The organism is Kordia sp. SMS9 (genome assembly GCF_003352465.1).
Classification (GTDB): domain Bacteria; phylum Bacteroidota; class Bacteroidia; order Flavobacteriales; family Flavobacteriaceae; genus Kordia.
This window is the reverse complement of sequence record NZ_CP031153.1, coordinates 2,105,008-2,120,200: the sequence shown is the minus strand read 5'-3', so window position 1 is coordinate 2,120,200 and position 15,193 is coordinate 2,105,008. Positions and strand designations below refer to the sequence as shown.

Annotated in this window: 20 protein-coding genes; 6 read left to right on the top strand and 14 right to left on the bottom strand. The window is 34.5% G+C overall.

Annotation, left to right across the window (positions count from 1 at the left end):
* Positions 1-11 precede the first annotated feature (11 nt).
* Together KORDIASMS9_RS09205 and KORDIASMS9_RS09200 are read left to right on the top strand one after the other, a co-directional pair.
* Positions 12-1,448, top strand: coding sequence for a TlpA disulfide reductase family protein (locus tag KORDIASMS9_RS09205; protein ID WP_114902567.1), 1,437 nt, complete (start codon positions 12-14; stop codon positions 1,446-1,448).
* A gap of 68 nt (positions 1,449-1,516) precedes the next feature.
* Complete coding sequence (locus KORDIASMS9_RS09200) at positions 1,517-2,617, top strand: DUF4407 domain-containing protein (RefSeq protein WP_114902566.1); 1,101 nt, start codon at positions 1,517-1,519, stop codon at positions 2,615-2,617.
* On the opposite strand, the gene KORDIASMS9_RS09195 is transcribed toward KORDIASMS9_RS09200, so the two are convergent.
* From KORDIASMS9_RS09195 to KORDIASMS9_RS09155, 10 genes are all read right to left on the bottom strand, one after another.
* Complete coding sequence (locus KORDIASMS9_RS09195) at positions 2,614-2,838, bottom strand: hypothetical protein (protein WP_114902565.1); 225 nt, start codon at positions 2,836-2,838, stop codon at positions 2,614-2,616. The genes KORDIASMS9_RS09200 and KORDIASMS9_RS09195 overlap by 4 nt on opposite strands.
* A gap of 124 nt (positions 2,839-2,962) precedes the next feature.
* Positions 2,963-3,682: a LytTR family DNA-binding domain-containing protein gene (locus tag KORDIASMS9_RS09190; RefSeq protein ID WP_114902564.1), complete on the bottom strand. Its 720-nt coding sequence runs from the start codon at positions 3,680-3,682 to the stop codon at positions 2,963-2,965.
* Positions 3,683-3,694: 12 nt separating this feature from the next.
* The gene (locus tag KORDIASMS9_RS09185; protein WP_114902563.1) at positions 3,695-4,018 is read right to left on the bottom strand and encodes an Hpt domain-containing protein; all 324 of its coding nucleotides are present in this window, start codon (positions 4,016-4,018) and stop codon (positions 3,695-3,697) included.
* Position 4,019: 1 nt separating this feature from the next.
* The gene (locus tag KORDIASMS9_RS09180; RefSeq protein WP_114902562.1) at positions 4,020-6,086 is read right to left on the bottom strand and encodes a PAS domain S-box protein; all 2,067 of its coding nucleotides are present in this window, start codon (positions 6,084-6,086) and stop codon (positions 4,020-4,022) included.
* Between the two features lie 137 nt (positions 6,087-6,223).
* Complete coding sequence (locus KORDIASMS9_RS09175; RefSeq protein WP_371412760.1) at positions 6,224-6,637, bottom strand: response regulator; 414 nt, start codon at positions 6,635-6,637, stop codon at positions 6,224-6,226.
* Between the two features lie 156 nt (positions 6,638-6,793).
* Positions 6,794-7,063 (bottom strand): DUF1272 domain-containing protein, encoded by a 270-nt coding sequence (locus KORDIASMS9_RS09170; RefSeq protein ID WP_114902560.1) that lies wholly within the window; start codon positions 7,061-7,063, stop codon positions 6,794-6,796.
* Positions 7,064-7,074: 11 nt separating this feature from the next.
* Positions 7,075-7,446, bottom strand: coding sequence for an MmcQ/YjbR family DNA-binding protein (locus KORDIASMS9_RS09165; protein WP_114902559.1), 372 nt, complete (start codon positions 7,444-7,446; stop codon positions 7,075-7,077).
* Positions 7,447-7,513: 67 nt separating this feature from the next.
* On the bottom strand, positions 7,514-7,651 hold the full coding sequence (locus KORDIASMS9_RS23165; protein WP_162819850.1) for a hypothetical protein: 138 nt from the start codon (positions 7,649-7,651) through the stop codon (positions 7,514-7,516).
* Positions 7,652-7,822: 171 nt separating this feature from the next.
* Positions 7,823-8,455: a DUF4230 domain-containing protein gene (locus KORDIASMS9_RS09160; RefSeq protein WP_114902558.1), complete on the bottom strand. Its 633-nt coding sequence runs from the start codon at positions 8,453-8,455 to the stop codon at positions 7,823-7,825.
* A 113-nt stretch (positions 8,456-8,568) separates the two neighbouring features.
* A complete protein-coding gene (locus tag KORDIASMS9_RS09155) occupies positions 8,569-8,829 on the bottom strand; it encodes a hypothetical protein (protein WP_114902557.1) in 261 nt (86 codons plus the stop codon).
* 137 nt (positions 8,830-8,966) lie between these two features.
* On the opposite strand from KORDIASMS9_RS09155, the gene KORDIASMS9_RS09150 reads away from it, so the two are divergent.
* On the top strand, positions 8,967-9,380 hold the full coding sequence (locus KORDIASMS9_RS09150) for a hypothetical protein (protein ID WP_240321163.1): 414 nt from the start codon (positions 8,967-8,969) through the stop codon (positions 9,378-9,380).
* A gap of 241 nt (positions 9,381-9,621) precedes the next feature.
* Complete coding sequence (locus KORDIASMS9_RS09145; protein ID WP_240321162.1) at positions 9,622-10,014, top strand: hypothetical protein; 393 nt, start codon at positions 9,622-9,624, stop codon at positions 10,012-10,014.
* 14 nt (positions 10,015-10,028) lie between these two features.
* Here KORDIASMS9_RS09145 and KORDIASMS9_RS09140 read toward each other — a convergent pair whose 3' ends face one another.
* The 4 genes from KORDIASMS9_RS09140 to ruvC form a co-directional block, all read right to left on the bottom strand.
* A complete protein-coding gene (locus tag KORDIASMS9_RS09140; protein WP_114902556.1) occupies positions 10,029-10,775 on the bottom strand; it encodes a cyclase family protein in 747 nt (248 codons plus the stop codon).
* A gap of 197 nt (positions 10,776-10,972) precedes the next feature.
* Positions 10,973-12,097, bottom strand: coding sequence for a radical SAM family heme chaperone HemW (hemW, locus tag KORDIASMS9_RS09135; RefSeq protein WP_114902555.1), 1,125 nt, complete (start codon positions 12,095-12,097; stop codon positions 10,973-10,975).
* 12 nt (positions 12,098-12,109) lie between these two features.
* Positions 12,110-12,397: a hypothetical protein gene (locus tag KORDIASMS9_RS09130; RefSeq protein ID WP_114902554.1), complete on the bottom strand. Its 288-nt coding sequence runs from the start codon at positions 12,395-12,397 to the stop codon at positions 12,110-12,112.
* Positions 12,398-12,425: 28 nt separating this feature from the next.
* Positions 12,426-12,980: a crossover junction endodeoxyribonuclease RuvC gene (gene ruvC / locus KORDIASMS9_RS09125; RefSeq protein ID WP_114905191.1), complete on the bottom strand. Its 555-nt coding sequence runs from the start codon at positions 12,978-12,980 to the stop codon at positions 12,426-12,428.
* 96 nt (positions 12,981-13,076) lie between these two features.
* On the opposite strand from ruvC, the gene KORDIASMS9_RS09120 reads away from it, so the two are divergent.
* Both KORDIASMS9_RS09120 and KORDIASMS9_RS09115 read left to right on the top strand, forming a co-directional pair.
* Complete coding sequence (locus KORDIASMS9_RS09120) at positions 13,077-14,060, top strand: lysylphosphatidylglycerol synthase domain-containing protein (protein ID WP_114902553.1); 984 nt, start codon at positions 13,077-13,079, stop codon at positions 14,058-14,060.
* Positions 14,057-15,184 (top strand): glycosyltransferase, encoded by a 1,128-nt coding sequence (locus tag KORDIASMS9_RS09115; protein WP_114902552.1) that lies wholly within the window; start codon positions 14,057-14,059, stop codon positions 15,182-15,184. The genes KORDIASMS9_RS09120 and KORDIASMS9_RS09115 overlap by 4 nt, the downstream gene beginning before the upstream one ends.
* Positions 15,185-15,193 lie beyond the last annotated feature (9 nt).

Below are 15,193 nucleotides of genomic sequence, written 5' to 3'. Positions count from 1 at the left end.
ATTCCACTATTATGAAAAAACTCTTGTGCGTCTGTTTGATATGTATGATCATTTCTTGCGAGAAAGAAATACAACCTGCAAAAATCAACGTTTCCGCTATGGATACAGAATTTATGATTGTAAGAAGTCCGATTGATGACATTATCTTGTGGAATAACAGAGCTGATACGATTTATGCAAATGAAGCGAACGAATTTGTGTTTGAGAAACACATTGAGCAGCCAGAGTTTGTGACGGTGATTATTGGTAAGGAACGGTTGAAATCAATTTTGGTACCTGAAAAAACTATCAAAATTAATGCTACAGGAAAAACGCCAATATTTACAGGAGAAACAAAAGCAGGACAACAGTTTTTAAACGATTTGAAACGAACGTATTTTACAGTCACTGAAGCTAATAAATATCGAAATGATAGTACTTCCGTTCAAATTACAACAAAAATAAATGTACTTAAAAAGACAGAATTAGATTCGCTTCAAGCATTGCAAGAAGCTAAAAAAATTGATGCAGATTTTGCTAAAATTCTTCAAAAAGAAATTGAGTATTTCTATGCACAACGAACTGCTGAAGTCATCTCCTCAAAACAATATAGCCAAGAATTTATTCCCAAAGAGTTAATGACACTTTTTGAGGAAACTACTGCAAAATATCCACTAAAAACAGAATACAAACCTGCTAGTTGGAACATGTATGCGGAAATTATATTGCAAGAAAAAGCGATGTATGATGAAATGGCGAGCGGAACTATTTCCAAAGATTCCATCCAACAATATTATCTACAAGATAAATTACATCCGTTATATTACAAGCTTATTAGCGATTATGAAGATGCTGAAATCGCAGAAAAAGCAGCGGCCAATTTTATCATCAATAAAACCAAACAAAATAAATTTGAGAAAAGTTTGATTGGTATTTATGAGCAATTTCAAAAAGATTTTCCCAAAAGTGTCTACACAAAATATTTAACCGCAGATATTGAAAAGATCAAAGCATATCATGTGAAAATTTCTGGTACAATGCCCGCAAACGTTCACTTTTATGAAAATGAAACGATTGCAAGTCTTTCTGAAATGCTTCCCGACTTGAAAGGCGAAAAATATTATGTAGATGTTTGGGCAACTTGGTGCGGACCCTGTAAAGCAGAATTTAAATACAATGAACCTTTGAATGCTTTCTTGAAAGAAAAAGGATATAAAAAATTATACATTTCGCTCGATAGAGAAGCACAGCGCAAAAAGTGGAAACAGGACATTAAGTATTTTGACTTAAATGGTTTGCATTTATTGGCGAGTCAGGAGTTTTTTGCCGATTTTGAAAAGAAGCATTCGTTGCAAGATGGTTATGTAAGCATTCCGCAGTATTTGATCATAGATGACGGAACTATTGTTACGAATAATGCGCCACGACCAAGTGAACTTGAAAAATTAAAAGCACTGCTGAACAAATAACGCTGATTTTTTGTAACATTTCAAGGAACTTTGCGTTCTTATAGACATCATCAATCAAAAATCATCATATGTTACAACAATTTTTTCTCGTCTGTTCGGGCGTAGATCGCGACCTAATACACGAATGTAGTCGCGGCGAACAAACCAAATACGCAGGTATTGGCGCTACCGTTTTTTTCACTGCTTTGATGGCTTTTATTGCTAGTGGATATGCATTGTATACCGTTTTTGACAATGTGTATGCGGCTATTGGTTTTGGACTTATTTGGGGATTGCTTATTTTTAATTTGGATCGCTTTATTGTTTCGACACTTCGGAAGAAAGATTCTAAATTTTCTGAAGTTTTACAAGCAACGCCACGAATTATTTTGGCGATTATTATTGCGATTGTGATTTCGAAACCGTTGGAGTTGAAGATTTTTGAAAAAGAAATTGATCAAGTACTGTTGGAGCAAAAGAACGAATTGACACTTGAGAATAAGTCACAAATTGCAGCACAGTTTACTCCTGAAATTACACAAATTACCCAAGAAATTGCTGATTTAAAAGCGGAAGTTGTCACAAAAGAAAACGAAGTCAACGAGTTATACGAAACCTATATTGCCGAAGCTGAAGGCAGGAAAGGAACAGAATTGATTGGAAAAGGGCCTGTGTACAAAGAGAAACGCGAAAAACACGACGCTTCCCTACAAGAATTACAAGCCTTACGCGCTACGAACACTGAAAAGATAGCCGTTAAAGAAGCTACTATTAAAGATTTGATTACACAACAAAAAACGGCAGAAGCCAACACACAACCTATTATTGATGGTTTTGATGGTTTGATGGCACGTGTGAATGCTTTGAATAAATTGCCTTGGCTACCTTCCTTATTTATTTTTCTGTTATTCTTAGCGATAGAAACAGCGCCTATTTTTGCAAAATTATTTACCTCAAAAGGTGAGTATGACTTAAAGCTTCAAGACGTGGAAGATGCTGTAAAAACGTGGGTACAGCAAAAAGTAGATCAACGAAACGTGTTGTTACAAACTGACATTTCATTAAATAAGAAAGTCTATGCTGATTTGGCGGAAGAAGATGAAATGTACCATCACAAACGCAAAAAAGCACGTGAGTTGATGCAGTTACAGGCAGATGCATTTTTTAATTTACAAAAAAAGCAATTTTAACTCGTACTACTTTTCAGGTGTCTAATCATGCGTTGTTGGGCTTTTGCTTGTGCAGTTTGCAAGCTACTTGCATATTCAGTATCGCTAGTGGCACGATACAGCACTTTGCCGTTTTTGTAAACAATCCACCAATATTTACTTTCTTGAAAGTATTCGGCCTTTAAATGATAGCCATCTTCAGTGATGAACTCTTTAAATTTTTTGTTTCCTTTCCATTTCATAGTCGAAGTAGGTTACTTTAGCGACTAAAAAGTAAGAAATTTATATGAAATAACACAATTTAGCGTGTAAAAATGTTGCAAACGTCTTGAAAATGTTCTAAATGATTCAACAAATGTTCTGAAATTAAAGTAGGTTTAAACGCTGCATGAGTTCTTTGCGATTGGCTCTACTTACCGGAATGACATCTTGTTTTATTAACACACTATTGTCTTCAATATCGACAATTTTGGTTGTGTTGATAATATAGGAACGATGCACTTTTAGAAATAAGTGCGCGGGCAGTTTTTCTTCTATCTTTTTTAGCGTAGAATGCACTACGTAATTTTTGTCTTCTGCTTTTATTTTAATGTAATCACCTTTTGCTTCAATCAAACAAATATCTGGCACATTAATTTTCACCAAACGGCGATCAATATTTACATATAAATCATTTCCAATAGTGGTGTTTTCCTCAGGAGTTGCTACGGGTTCTTCTGACTTCTGTGTTACTACAACACGTTCTTTGATGCGTGCTACGGCTTTGGCAAAACGTTCATGTGTAATTGGTTTCACTAAATAATCAACCACACAATCGTATTCAAAAGCATTTAAAGCAAAATTTCCATCAGATGTTGTTAGAATGACTAATGGTGGATTTTTCAAGGTTTGAATAAAATCAAATCCAGAAAATGTAGGCATGTGAATATCTAAAAAGATCAAGTCAACCGTATTGTTATTTAGATACTTAATGGCGTCAATAGCATTGTCAAACTCTTCTGCAATGGTGAGTTCTTCTATCTTTTTACAGAGCTGCTTGGTGATGGCTCTTGCAGCTGCTTCATCATCTACAATTATACATTTCATAAGTAGGTAGGCTTATATTGTCGTTAAAAATTCTTCCATGTTTTGCAAAATCTTGAGAAATGTGTCATATTGCTCGGGATTGTCATTTTTCAAGTCTTCTTCAAAAGCAATTGCAAAATCATAGCTCTTTTCGAGTCCCAAAATACTAATTTTATGTTTAATTTTATGCACATGTGCCGCGGAATTTTGATAGTTCTGCTTACGAATACTTTCAAGAAAGGCTTCTTTTTCTTTGGGAAGCTCTTTTTTTAAGATCGCAATTAGGCTTGCTTCAAATTCAGCATCACCATCGGCAAGTTCTTTTATGTAGGATAAATTGGGACTGTCTAACTGCATGTTATTTTTTTAGTTTGAAGTAAAAAGTAGTTCCTTTTCCTTCTTCCGATTCTAATGTAATGGTTCCTTTATAAATTTCTATAATTTTTTTCACGATGGATAAACCAATTCCCGTAGACTTCCCCTTTTTGTCTAACGTTTGAAAGATTTTAAAGACTTTATCGTGATACGCTTCTGAAATTCCAACACCATTGTCGGCAATTGAAAATTTCCAGAATGTTTTTAACTCTGTAAATTTCACTTCAATTTTACCGTTTGGTTTGTCGATATAATTTACAGCATTGCTTATTAGATTTTGAAATAATTGTTTGATGCGGGTTTTATCAGCATTAATGGTTGGCAAATTGTGTGGAAATATGAATTGAATGTGTTCAGGAATGTACAGAATGGTTTGAATTTCTTCTAATACTTCTTTGATGTTTACTTCTTGAACCGCCAATACATTTCGATCGCTTACACTTGAATAGCGCAAAATTCCATCAATTAGCGCGTCCATTTGTTCTAATTTGTTGTTGAGCTTGTCAAAAGTTCCGTTGGCTTCTTCATCCAATACATGTTCATAATCTTCTTGAAACCATGAAATTAACGCATTGATGCTTCGCAAAGGCGATTTTAAATCGTGTGATACAATGTGTGCAAAATCGCGCAATTCTTTGTTGCTTCGTTGTAGGTTTTCAAGCAATTCTTTGTTTTCACTTTCCGCTGCAATTCTTCGTTCCAAATTCACCGCGTTGGTCAGTTGAATGGACACCAAATTGGCAACGTTTTTGAGCAATCGCAAATGTTCTCTTGTAAAAAAGTTTTTGCTCGAATGTTCGGAATCAATCACACCAACAACTTCTCCATTTACCACAATGGGCACCGATATTTCTGAGTAACGACGTTTGTCATCTACCACATAACGATCATCTTTAGATGTGTCTTGAATGAGTGCTGCTTTTCCTGTTTGCGCTACGTGACCTACAATTCCTTTTCCAAACGGAATGTAAATTTTATTTATAATTTCTTTATTTTCGTCTACTTTGGCGCCATATCCTGCAATTTGCTCCAACACATTTTCTTTCTTGTTCACAAAATATACTACACAATCTTCAAACTCTAAATCGCTCGCCGTTACATTGGCAATTTCCCAAGCAATATCATGAATTGTCAATTTTCCAATAAACGAACGTGTTAGATTATTGAGTGTATCTAACATTAAGCGTCTTTTGTGTTTTGCCGTGATATCTTCCACAAAAGCCAGTTGGTATTTTATATTGCCCGCACTGTCACGAACACCTGTTACGCTTGTTTTGGATAGAAATGACGAACCATCTTTGCGTTTGTAACGTTCTTTTAAGCTGTAATGATTAATTTCTTTATTCACCATTTGCTCGTAAAAACTTTTGGATTCTTCGTGTGCATCTTCAAACGAAAGTGCATCTAAGGGCACTCCTAAGAGTTCTTTTTCTGTTTGTTTTATTAGTTTTTGAAATGCCTTGTTTGTTTTGATTATTTTTCGGTCTTGCGCCAATACAATTCCTAAGGTTGAGTTGTCTACAATAGCTGCTAATTGCTCACGTTGTTCTTCAAAAATAACTGCATTTTCTTTGGCTTCTGTAATATCTCTCACAATTCCTTGTGCGCCTACAATTTGTCCTTCTTCATTGTATAAAAGACTTGAATTTACCTGTACCCATTTTACCTGTTTGTCTTTTGTGTAGACTCTAGCTTCGTAGTTTGGAAACGTTCCATCTTGAATGAGTTGTGCAAAAGAATTCATTGCGTATGCAAAATCATCTTTGTAAATTATATTGATGAGGTTGAAGGTTTCTTTTTTAATGTCGTACCCAAATAATTTTACCGCAGCATCATTCATTTTGGTAACATTTCCTGTAGATGGATTGATGACAATAAAGGCATCGAGGATGTTGTCGAAAAACATATCATACTCGTGAGTTTTCGACTTTAAGGCTTCGCGCGTTTCCAGCAACTCGCTTGTACGATATAAGAGCAATTCTTCTGCTTTTTCGCGTGCTCTTTTTTCGTTCTGAAGGGCGAGTTCCAGATCTTGAATCTTATCTTTCATTGAACGCAATTCTAGTTTCAAGGGATTTTGCGCTTGAAGATAGTAAATTCAAAATAATTTTCGGTCAATAAACACAATTAACCGATGAAATGCACTTTTGAAACTTTCGTTGGTATAAAATTTAAGAAAGGAAGTATTTAAAACTCAATGACTTCGTTCACCATCCAATAGTCAACAACACGTTGAATTTTTTTGATATAATCTTCGTAGCGCAATGGTTTGATGATGTATCCTGCAATACCAAGATTATAGCTTTCAAGCATGTCTTGGTGATTGTTTGAAGTGGTAACGATGATGGCTGGAATGTAACGTAAATGCGGATCTTGTTTCAATTCTTTTAGAAATTCGAGACCGTTCATTTTAGGCATATTTAAATCCAAAAGAATGACATTAGGCAACTCTTGTTTCTTTTTTAAGACATCAAGGGCTTCCTCTCCATTTTTCGCTTCGAGTATTTTGTGCGTGAATCCTAGTTTTTTTAAGGACTTTTTGAACTTTAATACTTCGATCTCGTCATCTTCGATAAATAAAAATGAAAGATTTTCCATCATTTAGTTAACTTATAGTTTTTCAGCAATTAAAACGTAAATTCCCACTTTATATGCGAGAACGCACAGTTCTTTCGATTAAAGGTTTTTTTAAGCAGGTTAATGGTCTCTTTGAACAGATTAATGGTTTTGCTTTTTTGGCTATTTTTCGCCTATTTTCTATCTAGTCTCTCCTATTTTCTTATAATGTTCGTTAATATCGGTTGGATTGTAGACTCTTTTAGTGCTTACTGGATACTTTGTTAACAGATGTTTTGGGCGAATTGGACGTTTGGTAAAGTTTCCACCACAATTGGGACATACATTTTTTAAGTCGCCCATAGCACATGCTTCACAGTACGTACATTCAAACGTACATATAACAGCATCTTGCGCATCAAATGATAAGTCTTTATTGCATTGCTCACAGTTTGGACGAATTTCTAACATCGTTTTTATTTTTATTGATATTTTGTGAGTTCGGCTTGTTGTTTTTTGGTCATTCCTTTGATGACTAAATGGTATGAATCGTCAATTAATTCTTGTATAAATGTATTAGGCAATTCCCCTTGAAATAATTCTATCGTATTCCAATGTTTTTTGCTCATGTGAAATCCTGGCTTGATACTTTCGTATTCACCGCGAAGTTCTTCCGCTTTTTCAGGATCACATTTTAGATTGACTGCTGCCAACCCTTCTTCCCATTTCTTTAAAGATGTTAAGGCAAACATTTTTCCCAAAACTTTAAACACAAGCGTATCTTGATCAAAAGGAAATTCTTCTGTTACTGCGGGTTTGTTGATACAATATTCGCGAAGTAGTTCAATATTCATACACGCTATTTGCAAACAAGATATAAAAATCTATGCAACAAATGGTATTTAAGGAATGATAAAAAAGCTATGCACTGATATCAGTACGATCAGTCATTTCTTTTGTTTTGCTTTTTTGCTTCGTTGTCGTCTTTTGGATTGGTGTAATATCCAAACTCACCAATACATCATTTAGGTAATAAACGACTCTATCAATTAGTGACATCTTATTGTTATTTTAGGTTATTGCAAATATACAGTAAGATTGTATGAATGTAGGTTAGCTTTTCTTTAAATCAGTATAAAATTTCGATAAACTACCAATTTCAGTATTTTTTATCCTATAAAACTACTAGAGAAATCACTTTTTCGATTCAAAAACATGAATTCCAAACACTTATGCCTTGGTGTTTTTAGTGTGTTCCTGTAAAGAACGAATGTCATCTTCTGGCAACGTTATGTCTCCATAATCCAATTCCCATCCAATGGTTTCTACAATGTTTTCTATCACTAAAATTGCATTTAATGCTTCTTTTTTAGCAGCTTCTAACAGACCACTTTCTGGAACTTTGTCAATAATATGTTGCTTGGATTCTCTATTTAGTTTGGTCAAATCGTCTGCCTTAAACTTATTGAGCAATCCATCTTTAATATCATAGTAGGTAACATCAGTTTCAACCGTTAAAATTTCAGGTTGTGGAAAATGAACAATGCGTATTTTTTTGTTGTTTTCATCTGCTTGTAAACGCAACTTTGCCAAGTCATATCCTACGCTCGCTTTTGCTTTGATCACAATGATGGCACTTTTTTTACTGGAAATCATTCGCAAAAAGTGTGCTGACTTATCTTCATAATGAAAAATTTCACTAAAATCACCTTCTACAGTAGTGAGCTTGCAAACACTCTTAATTTTATCTAGCAACAGATGCGATTGATGAGTAATGCGTTTTTCTGATTGTCTTTTCCCAAGATAATCATACAAAAAATATGCTACAATTCCTCCAATTAATACTGACAAAACGATATCCATATACAAGTAATTTTACAAAAATCATCTCTGATTTTTCATCCTTGTAAATGTACTCTTTTTTGTTGATTTGATGTTTAAACACATTATCAGTTGTAAAATATGACATAAAGAACTTACGATATACCTAATATTCGATTCCGAGCTTCTTCTCTTGCTCTAAGTTCTTCTTGCGTTCGAACAAATAGTTCAATGATGGCATTTTCTATATCTTCATTTTCATTCAAACCATTGAACACGTTTCGAATCATAGAAGAACCGTAGGGTTTGCCGTTTCTGCTAGTAATGCTTTTTTCCTTTAAAATTTTTAGGACGCCACGTGTGTAATGATATCCTAACACTTCTTTGAGCTTAGTACGTTGTTGTTTTCGTATCATTTATATGCTATAAGTTTAATAAAATTAGTAAATTGCTATACTTGTGTCGAATTTATGACACACGTTATAGAATTAACAGTATAATATTACAAACTATTTTCTATATAAGAAAATTTTATATAGACTAATTTCATAAAATGATGAAAATAATCGACAGAATACTCGTCTTTATCAAGCACAAAAATTTAAGCATGCGCGCGTTTGATCAGTCAATAAACGTAGGAAATGGCTATACGAGCAAGCAATCAAAATCAAAAGCTTCCGTAGGTAGTGATGTTCTTGAGAGAATAATCGGCACGTATCCTGATTTAAATCCACTTTGGTTACTTACGGGCGATGGAAAGATGACTATTGAACTCACAAAGGATGAAAAAAACACAAATGGTACGGATGAGTCACCTTTGCAGTACAATTCTATTGATGAAATTATTGATCATAAAATAGAACGTGCTATGCAACGTCAAATTCAACTGCTATTAGACAAACTAGACACGTTTCCAACCATGGAAGAAATTCGAGAAGAAATTCGCAAAACACAAGATAATTCTTAAACAACTCCCCTTTTTTCTCGCTACTATTCAAATCTCCCAAAGCTAATTTCTGACAAAATTGAGAATTCAGGATATAAAATTCCTGTCTTTTCAGAAAAAACGCGATATCTCACACAAAAATTTGTATATTTATAACTTCACTTATTTGTGCTGATTTACTGTCAGTATAAGTGACGTTTTCTAATTTTAAAAACTATTTTCTATGAAATATTAAATTTTCATAGAATTTTATCTATATGAAATGAAAATAATCGACAGAATCATTGAGTTTATTCAATATAAAAATATGAGTATGCGCGCCTTTGATATCTCCATAAAAGTAGGCAATGGCTATACAAGTAAGCAATCAAAATCTGGGGCTTCTATCGGAAGTGATGTTTTGGAGCGTATAATCGATACGTATCCAGAGTTAAATCCGCTATGGTTGATCACTGGAAAAGGTGATATGACCATTCCTATTAAAAAATCTGGTGAACCCATTCCCGATTACGGAGAAACTATTGATGAAATTTTAGAAAATAAAATTAAGCGTATTGTACAAGATCAACTGAAAGAATTTAGTGAAAAACTAGAATCATTTCCAACATTGGATCAAATTAGCAAAGAGATTCAAAAAAATCTTCGCGGAGAATAGGTATCTCAATTTAATTATAAAATCTTATACAATATAGGTTTGCTTGGCGTCGCATCATTTTCAAACGGTGCAATTTGAAGATTTACGTAATACGCGCCATCTTCAATAGCATTTGCCACAAAAATAAATTCTGTAATGGTTGCGTTCATGCGCAGTGTTCCCGCAGTATTCCAAAACGCATTGTGCGCTAACAATCTTCCTTCATCTTTTTCCTTATCTACACTCGGTAAATCGATTAACAAGTGTTCAATACCTTTCTCGCGAAGATATATGGCAGCTTGTTCATCTAAATAAGGTGGATTGGTATGTGAATATTGCTTGTGCAACTTTTCGTTAAAATTGGGCAACGTACGAATGACAATCGCTTCTCGCTTTTTATTTCCGATGATGGACTGCAATTGTTTTTTAGAAATGACAAAATCATCTCCCTTTTTTTCCAATACTACCGTGATGAGTTCTGCGTAAAAGAAAAACTGTGTTAAGTGTTTATTTATGGAGTAAACTTCTTCTGTAATATGTCCCACACATTCTGTATGCGTTCCGTGTGAATGCGGATTGAAATAAATATTATTAAAATTGACATCGCCACCTTCTTTCACGCTTCCAACCCAATCATCTGAACGCACTGGCTCAATTGTTGGCTCTCCAATATACCAAGCATTTACATTGTCTTTGGACGCTCGAAGTGGAATGGAAATGTCTAAAGGTTTTGATAAATCTATTTGATGTTTGGCGCTTTTACGTTGAATGGTACAAATCATAGTGCAAAAATACGAATTGATTTTCAACCTAAGAATGAATTTTAAAAATCTGTTTTTGAAATTTTAATTCGATCTAAATTTAATGCACGCAAAATCATTCAACATTCAACATTCAACATTCAACATTCAACATTCAACATTCAACATTCAACATTCAACATTCAACATTCAACATTTAACATTTAACAAAAATAGATTTACACCTTAAAGAAATCTGCCGCAATGCCATCACATAAAAATTTTCCTTTTTGAGTAGATTTTAACGTGTTTTTTTCTTGTAGCAGTGTTTTTTCTTGCAAATGTAATCTCGCTATTTTATGTGTGTGATTCAAGTAGCTTTCGCCAAAATTTTCTTTGATATACGGCAACGAAATTCCCCAAATCGTCCGCAAACCTGTCATAATGTATTCGTTGTATTGATCGTCTTTGGAAAGTTGTTCTGTGGTGATAGGAAGTATATTTTGTTCAATACTTTTTAAATATTTTGCATTGTTAGAAACATTCCAGCTTCTACTTCCTTTTTGATACGAATGTGCACTTGGACCAATTCCCAAGTAACTCGCGCCTTTCCAATACGAAGTGTTGTGTTTGGAAAAGTACGTGGGTTTGCCAAAACTTGAAATTTCATATTGAATGAAGCCTTGTTTTTGAGTTTCTGCCACCAACATATTAAAATGTGCCAACGATGCTTCGTCAGAAACGTCTTTGTACGTTCCTTGTCGGATAAATTTTTCCAATGCAGTTTTCGGTTCTACCGTAAGGACATAACTGGAAATATGATGAATGTCAAAGTTAAAAACCGTTTCCAAATTGGTTTTCCATTGTTCCATGGTCATGCCTTGAATGCCGTACATCAAGTCGATGGTAATATTGTCAAAATACTGTGTGGCAATTTCAAGGCATTGCTTCGCTTCTACACCATTGTGTGCACGATTCATCAACGCTAGATGTTCTTCAAAAAAGGACTGAATACCAATACTTAAACGATTTATTTTAGACTTAGAAAGTTCTTTAATTTTTGTTTCCGTCAAGTCATCTGGATTGGCTTCTAAGGTAATTTCTGGAGCTTCAGAAACTGTATAGTATTTGTACACTGTTTCCAGCATCTGATTGATTTCTGCTAACGAAAGTACACTTGGCGTGCCGCCACCAAAATAAATAGTTTCTACGGTTGTGTTTTCCAATTCCGCTTGACGCAATTGCAATTCTTTCTGCAACGCATTCATCATTTTATCTTTTTTCGCCAACGAAGTAGAAAAATGAAAATCGCAATAATGACAGGCTTGCTTACAAAACGGGATATGTATATAAATTCCAGCGATATTTTTCTTTTTTTATTTTGATAAACGCATAATCAATCGTACGACTACTATTATAAATATGACAATACTTAATATAGTTTTCCAAGTTGGAACAGATTTCCCATTATCGTCGTACACTTCTTCCGCTTCTAACATTGCTTTCCTATCTGCAATGCGCTTTTCTTCTTTGATATCTTTTTCAAAATCGGGACAATTTAGTACAAAGTTCGGTTTTTCATTTGTTAAACCACATACAATACCATTTGCGGAAGAAAATGATCGGTTGACGCAGGTTTTACAAAATTCTAGTTTGGTATTCATACATATTAGTTAGAGTTTATGGGAATAATTACTTTTTAACACGCTTTTCATTTTGTTTTACAAAACTTCCCCAACCCGAATAACTTTTGCCAATTTCCACTCTACCTGAATTGTAAAAATGACAAACTGCCGCCGCCAAACCATCGGTAGAATCTAGGTTTTTGGGAAGCGTTTTGAGTTGCAACAAACTTTGTAACATTTTGGCAACTTGCTCTTTGCTCGCATTTCCATTTCCAGTAATTGCCATTTTAATTTTTTTGGGAGAATATTCTGTGATCGGAATTTCGCGTGATAAACCTGCTGCCATCGCCACTCCTTGCGCGCGCCCAAGTTTTAACATGGACTGTACATTTTTTCCGAAAAATGGCGCTTCAATCGCGATTTCGTCAGGATTGTAGGTGTCTATCAATTCAATCGTGCGTTCAAAAATCAGTTTTAACTTTAAATAATGGTCTTTGTACTTTTGAAGTTGAAGTTCATTCAGTTGCAAAAAGTGCATCTTTTTCCCCACAACTTTTATCAATCCAAAACCCATAATCGTAGTTCCAGGATCAATTCCTAGAATGATTTTTTCTGTTTTGATTGTTTTTTTCTCTGAATTCATTGATTTTACCCGTATCAGCATCACGAAACGCAGCTTCATGATTCATTTGTTTTCCGAAATGTGTTACTTTGCAACATGCAGATTTCGGGATCACACAAAACTAAGCAATTCTTAGCGTTGGCAATAAAAGTAGCAATACTTATTGGTGCTGCCTATTTTATTTATGATAAATTAGCGAACAATGCGCAATTAGATTTTGATACCTTTTTAACACAACTTGAAACTTCTCAACTGTTACATCCTGAAATTATTTTTGGACTTTTGATCGCTACATTTTTTAATTGGTTTTTAGAGATTGTAAAGTGGAAAACACTCGTAAACGCTATAAAACCGATTTCACTTTGGGAAAGTACCGCACATACGTTGGGTGGATTGACAGCTTCGTTGTTTACACCAAATCGCGTAGGCGAATACGGCGCAAAAGCCTTGTATTTTGAGAAGTCTGAGCGAAAACGCGTCGTCGGTTTGAACGTTCTCGGAAACTTAGCACAATTGCTCACAACCGTATTTTTTGGTGTGATTGGATTGACATTTTTTGTACTTCAATTTGGAATTGAATTGCCATGGAATAAATTAGTAAGTGCTGTGATGATTTTGATGGTTTTGAGTGGAATTTTTCTGTTGGTAATAAAACAAAAACGATTTCAAATTGGTCGTTTTTCATGGGAACGAATTCGTAGTTTTTTGCGAAATGTTTCTGGGGAAATTCATGTGAAGAACCTCAGCTTCTCCGTGATGCGTTATGTAATTTTTTCACATCAGTTGTATGTCTTGTTGCTATTTTTTGGATTGAACACTTCGTATGTTATTGCGATGAGTGTCATTACCGCGATGTATTTGATAACCTCACTAATTCCGATGTTGTTTATTTTTGATGTAGTTGTGAAAGGAAGTGTTGCCGTGTGGCTTTTTGGCTATCTCAATGTTTCCGAATTGCACATCCTTTCTGTGATTTCTTTAATGTGGTTGCTCAATTTTGTACTGCCGAGTATTGTGGGAAGTTATTTTGTGCTGAAATTTACACCTGTGCAAACTTCTCAAAAACCCGTTGTTTCATGATGTTGGGTTTGCTTCTTTTTGTAGGTGTAAGTTATGCTTTGTTGATTCTGAGTTTGAATTATGGTTTTACCAAATTGCCAATTCAAAAGAAACAAGTTACAGAAACAAAAACTGTATTTTCTGTGATTATTCCTTTTCGAAATGAAGCGCAAAAGCTTCCCAAATTATTGCAATCTATCAAAGAATTGCACTATCCAAAAGACAAGGTTTCTTTTTGGCTTGTAAATGATGAATCCGAAGATGATTCTGTTAAAATCATAGAAAAATTCTGCCGTGAAAACCCAACTTGGAAGCTCCAAATTTTACAAAATAAACGTGTTTCCCATTCGCCAAAAAAAGATGCAATTTCTACTGCAATTTCAAAAATTAAAAGCGATTGGATTGTGACCACAGATGCAGATTGTATGTTACCAACATTTTGGCTTGCTGCTTTCCATCAAAAAATTGCAGCGGAAAACCCAAAAATGATTGCAGCTCCAGTCACATACACAACAACGATATCTTTTTTCAGCTATTTTCAATTGCTTGATTTTTTAAGTCTTCAAGGAACCACAATCGGAAGTTTTGGCGCAGGATTTCCTTTTATGTGCAATGGCGCAAATTTGGCCTATCAAAAAGCTGCTTTTTTAGAAGTACAAGGATTTTCAGGAAATGACAACATTGCCAGTGGCGACGACGTATTTCTTCTTGAAAAATTCATTCAAAAATGGCCTAAAAAAGTAGTCTATCTTAAATCAAAAAATGCAATAGTCAACACGTTTCCTGTAGCTTCTTGGAAAGCATTTGTTTCGCAACGTGTACGTTGGGCTTCCAAAAGTGCTAATTACAACTTGCGAACTGGAAAATTTGTTGGAATCATCGTTTTACTGATGAATTTACTGTGTTGTTTGCTTCCTTTTCTAGTATTTACCGCTATTTCATGGAGATTTCTTTTTGCTGTATTTATGTTTAAAATTGTACTTGACAGTGTGTTTTTACTCCAAACATTACAATTTACACAGCAAAAAATAAAGCCCGTTTACATGTTAATGAGCGCATGCATCTATCCGTATATGACTATTTTTATCTTTTGCAAATCGCTGTTTTCAACCTATACTTGGAAGAATAGAACCTTTAAAAAGTAAGAAAGTTTT